General features: G+C 66.8%; 4 protein-coding genes. 3 read left to right on the top strand and 1 reads right to left on the bottom strand.

Going from position 1 to position 3,682, the window contains the following annotated elements:
* Positions 1-308: 308 nt before the first annotated feature.
* Entirely contained in the window at positions 309-1,046 is a 738-nt protein-coding gene (locus tag ACI38Z_RS03730) for a TorD/DmsD family molecular chaperone (protein WP_439788844.1), read from the top strand.
* A gap of 33 nt (positions 1,047-1,079) precedes the next feature.
* On the opposite strand, the gene ACI38Z_RS03735 is transcribed toward ACI38Z_RS03730, so the two are convergent.
* Positions 1,080-2,648: a helix-turn-helix transcriptional regulator gene (locus ACI38Z_RS03735; protein ID WP_439788845.1), complete on the bottom strand. Its 1,569-nt coding sequence runs from the start codon at positions 2,646-2,648 to the stop codon at positions 1,080-1,082.
* Positions 2,649-2,946: 298 nt separating this feature from the next.
* Here ACI38Z_RS03735 and ACI38Z_RS03740 point away from each other — a divergent pair, with 298 nt between their 5' ends.
* On the top strand, positions 2,947-3,219 hold the full coding sequence (locus ACI38Z_RS03740) for a type II toxin-antitoxin system RelB/DinJ family antitoxin (protein ID WP_439788846.1): 273 nt from the start codon (positions 2,947-2,949) through the stop codon (positions 3,217-3,219).
* Between the two features lie 3 nt (positions 3,220-3,222).
* Positions 3,223-3,474, top strand: a complete 252-nt coding sequence (locus ACI38Z_RS03745) for a Txe/YoeB family addiction module toxin (protein WP_439788847.1) — start codon at positions 3,223-3,225, stop codon at positions 3,472-3,474.
* Positions 3,475-3,682 lie beyond the last annotated feature (208 nt).

Raw genomic sequence — 3,682 nt, forward strand, 5'->3', positions numbered from 1 at the left:
TGCACCAGCTGGAGGATTTCGGCAACCACCCCACGACGATCTACCTGCTCTCGCCCAAGTACTGCGCGTGGCACGGCACCGAGGCCAGCCACGACACCAACGCGAGCAACACGCTCTGCGAGCCCGAGGCGTAAAACCGCGCGCAGGCACCGGGCGCCCCGCATGCCGGACGCGCACGCGGGGCGCCCCGGACGCACGTCCGTTTTGAGAACAACACACCTGGGGAGGCCCGGCGGTCCCGCCGCCGCCCGGGCCTCCCCGCCTGGGCTTCTTGCCCAGACACCCGGCATCCAACGAGGAAGGCGCCCATGGAGAAGAACGCGATGGACAAGCAGGCTGAGAAAGACGGGCAGGCCGAGAAGTGCGCGCAGGCCGGCCAGAGCGAGTTTGCAACTGCCTGCGCGCTGCGGGCCCAGGTCTACCGGATGCTGGGGTCGCTCTACTTCACCGAGCTGACCGAGGAGCAGATCCGCACGCTGGCCGCGGTGGACTACGCGTCCTTCGCCGAGCTGGACGAGGAGCTCGCGCGCGGCGCCAAAGAGATCGAGCGCGCCCTGCGCCACGTGAACTCGTCGACGCGCGAGGAGCTCGCCGTGGACTACGCGCACACGTTCCTGGCGGCCGGCGCCGGCAGGGCCGAGGCCCGCGCGGTGCCCTACGAGAGCGTGTACCTGGACGAGTCCGGCCTGCTCATGGGCCCCTCGCGCGACCGCGTCTACAAGGCCATGCTCAAGGAGGGCGTGCTGCCCGACGCCACGCTCAACGTGCCCGAGGACCACCTCTCGTTCGAGTGCGAGTTCATGGCGACGATGGCCGACCGCGCCGCCGCGGCCTTCGAGGCGCAGGACCGGCAGGAGGCGCTGCGCTGCGTGGACGTCCAGCGGGAGTTTCTCCACAGCCACCTGGCCGCCTGGATCGACGTCTTCTGCCGAGCCGTGGACCAGACCTGCCGCACCAAGTTCTACCGCGGCGTGGCCCTCATGACCCGCGCCTTTGTGCGCTTCGACGCCGAGCTGCTCGACGAGCAGGCGCGGCTGCTGGGCTAAGGGGTTTCTCCGCCCGGGCTTCTGCGCCCGCCGCTACCCCACGCGCCCCACGCGCGCGATCACCAGGTCCACGAGCTCCTGCTTGGAGTGGATGCCGAGCTTGCGGTACATGCGCTTCATGGTGGTGTAGACCGTGGACTCCGAGATGAACGCCAGCTTGGCGATGGCCTTGGCGTTGTTGCCGCGGCACAGCAGGTAGGTGATCTGGGCCTCGCGCGGCGTCAGGCCCAGCTCGCGCTGGATGCGGTCCTCAAAGCCCTGCTGGTCGGCGCTGTCGCGCGCCTCGATGCGGCGGTCGGCGGAACCGTGGGCGCGCATGAGCTGGACCAGCAGGAACACCACCAGCACGGTCATCACCGCCAGCGACGCCCCGGCGGCGACCAAAAACACCTCCGCAAAACCCGGCAGCGCGCCGGCGCAGCGCTCGGCCATCAGCTGGTACGACGAGACGAACTCCGGCACCGCGAACGCCGCCCCGAGCCAGCCGACGGCCATGACGCCGACCGGGGCCGCGTGCCGGCGGCGCGGGTTGCACGCCTTGGCGCACACCACCAGCAGCAGCACGCCGAAGGCCAGCTTGACCCCGATGAGCGGGCTGCTCCCGAAGTTGAACGTGTCCGACGAGAGGAACAGCGACACCGCGATGGCTGCCACAAAGTACAGGGCGAACAGCGAGAACACGCAGGGCATGAGGAGCCGCGCGTCGCGCACCAGCGCGCACAGCACCAGGGCCAAGGCGCACGCGATACCGTTGAACAGGTAGATGTACACCCGTGAGCTGGGAAGCTCCGCCCACGACGCCTGGAGGTTGAAGGCAATCGTGCCCATCACGGCCAGATAGATGAAGGCGACGCAGGCCCCGATGAGCGGCCAGGGCAGAAAGCACGCGAACGGCGCCGGACGCGGGGTCTCGCCGGGCTGGGGGCTGTCGGCCCGCGCAGCCTCGGACGGGACGGCGTCGGGCTGGAGCGCGTCGCCGCGCACGCGGGCCAGCAGCACGCCCGATACCAGGGGGAAGAGCGCCACGCCTGCGGGCACGCGCAGCCCCGTCGAGCACTCCACCAGCCGCAGCAGGCAAAACGCCGCGTACGAGACGAGCACCGCCACCAGAGCCGGACGGGGTTCAAGGCGGCTGAGCTGCGCAAAGACGAGCACAAAAAAGCCTCCCACATAGGCGGCGAAGCACGCGATGGCGACACCCGCCGCAAGCGCCTGGGGCAGGCTCTGGTCAAAGGTCACCCGCAGGATGAGAAAGCCGCCCGCCCCTCCGAGCAGCCCGCACGCATACGCCCAAGACGGCCGCGGAACGGCGCGGCGCATCCCGACGGCCACGGCTACGGCCACCGCCAGCACGAGCACCAGATAGAGCACGTGGAGGGGAAACGGGAACGCGCTTTCCGCATGGCGGTAGATGATCGTCACCGGGAACATGACCTCGTGGTGGACCGACGGCCAGAAGAATGCCAGGGCCGCCGCGAGCGCCCACAGGTCGCGGCGGCCGAACATGCGACGCCGCGCGGCATGCTCCCCCGCGCCCGGCACCGCCCCGTCCCGTGCTCCCGCGCCTTGCGTTCCCGCGCTTTGCGCACCCGTGTTCTGCACGGCGTTCCCTCCCACGTTCGCAGCGTCCTCCCGCCGGGCGCCGGCACCCGCGGCCGTCTCTTCGCCCCTTCCTCCATTGTAGGCATCCATCCCATGCCCTCAACCTGTGCGCATTTCGATTCCATGCGGTTCTACCAGCGCGTTTGCAGCAAATCCCAATTATTGGGACATCCTATTTTGTGCGGAATATCCAAAACGCCGGTACATCGACACCGCGTCGAAGAGCACAGTATGTACCCATATATACACCCATCATGGGTATACTTAGGGTATATGGCAATCGAACGGGAGGTATGTTATGGCAACAGTCGAGCTGAAAGTCCGCATCGACAAAGACACGCGCGATGAAATGCAGCGTATCGCATCGAATCTGGGCATGAGCGTCAACACGGCGTTCTCTATGTTCGCAAAGCAGTTTGTCATGCACCGCGGCCTGCCCTTCGACGCGGTCGAACGCGTACAGGCACCCGAGGTCGTCATGGACAAGGCCGATTTCATCGACGAGATGGAGCGGCGCTATTTTGCGATGAAGGATGGCAATCGCTTCCAGCACGAGCTCGTCGAGGCGTAGGCCATGATTATCTCTTGGAACGAAAGCTCCTGGGACGAGTACGTCTACTGGCAAGAACAGGACAAGAAAACGCTCAAGAGGATCAACAAGCTCCTAAAGGCGATTACGCGTGGCGAGCGCATGGGCAAAGCCGAAATCCTGCGGCACCGTGGCCCCGGCATCTGCAGTGTCAGAATCGACGATTCCAATAGGCTCGTGTACCGCGTGGAGGGGGACGAGCTGTTCGTCATATCGTGCAGGGGCCACTACGAGTAGCCACGGAAAGCTCGACGACTCCCGATCGATAAATCCCCGCGTGGAAGGAGCGTGCCGGACTCCCAACGCGTTCCTTCCACGGTAATTCATGGCCGGGCAGGCTTCTCCGCCGCCCCCGCACCGCTCCCTTGAACCCGCAGGTCGCAGGCATCATCCCTCAGCTGCGATTCTTGCCGAGAAGCCCTTTGCGCCCCAAATCGCGACCGAA

It is taken from the genome of Parafannyhessea sp., assembly GCF_051876455.1.
Lineage (GTDB): Bacteria > Actinomycetota > Coriobacteriia > Coriobacteriales > Atopobiaceae > Parafannyhessea.

Excerpts from the sequence above, each read along its gene's own strand:
- ACI38Z_RS03730 (WP_439788844.1), top strand. The coding sequence starts at position 309 with ATGGAGAAGAACGCGATGGACAAGCAGGCTGAGAAAGACGGGCAGGCC.
- ACI38Z_RS03740 (WP_439788846.1), top strand. The coding sequence starts at position 2,947 with ATGGCAACAGTCGAGCTGAAAGTCCGCATCGACAAAGACACGCGCGAT.
- ACI38Z_RS03745 (WP_439788847.1), top strand. The coding sequence starts at position 3,223 with ATGATTATCTCTTGGAACGAAAGCTCCTGGGACGAGTACGTCTACTGG.